Here is a 767-nt window from a genome sequence, read left to right on the forward strand (position 1 = left end):
TGTCGCGCAGCCACGCGAGCGGCGTCGTGCCGCGATCCTGGTCCACGATCAGCAACGCATCCAGCCCCGTCACCTGCTCCGGAGCAAGCGCATCGACCAGCGTGTCGGCCGCGAGGCGGCGCGCCATGGCGCGCCCCGCCACCCCGATCCGCTCGATACGGGCGGGCGCGGGCAGAACGATCCGGGCAGCACGCAAATGGCCCAGCACTGCCGCGGCGATCGGCTTGCCCCGTTCGGTCGCTTCCGCCGCGCGGGTGGCTGCGCCGAGCGCGCCGGGGACGTCGGCCGCCTCGAACGCGCGCAGGCGCAAACGCTCCATCGCCTCCCAGGCGTGTTCGAGCCGGGTCTGGGCGCGATGCGCGTAGCCCTCGAACGCTGTGGGCGCGATGTCGAGTTGCGCGGCCAGGTGCCGGATCAGAAAATCGGGGACGACATCGTCGTGGCGTATGCCGAAGCCGGGATGACGCAGCAGGGCGAGGTGCAGCGCGAAGCCGAGCCGGTTGGCGTCGCCGCGCTTCGCTTCGATCAGTGGCCGGTCCTCATCGGCAACCGTGTAATGCTTGGCGAGCGAGGCATGGTCGAGGGGCACGCCGAACAACGCGCGGCGTTCGTCGCCCGTTAACAGATCGCGTCTGGCCATCGATCACCCCCTGTCCGGGAGCGTATAGTTTATGGCCGACACGTGCGAGGTGTCGCGTAACTCTCAAGTTTCGCGACAGCGGCCCTGACCGGTCACGCCACGAGGGCGGACGCTGTCGCAAATGTCT

1 protein-coding gene is annotated in these 767 nt (G+C 69.6%); it reads right to left on the bottom strand.

Going from position 1 to position 767, the window contains the following annotated elements:
* A partial coding sequence (locus tag ACFSC3_RS16735; RefSeq protein ID WP_380941510.1) for a DUF4158 domain-containing protein occupies window positions 1-640 on the bottom strand: 640 nt, incomplete at its 3' end.
* Window positions 641-767: the final 127 nt, after the last annotated feature.

The organism is Sphingomonas floccifaciens, from assembly GCF_042681125.1.
Taxonomy (GTDB): domain Bacteria; phylum Pseudomonadota; class Alphaproteobacteria; order Sphingomonadales; family Sphingomonadaceae; genus Sphingomonas; species Sphingomonas floccifaciens.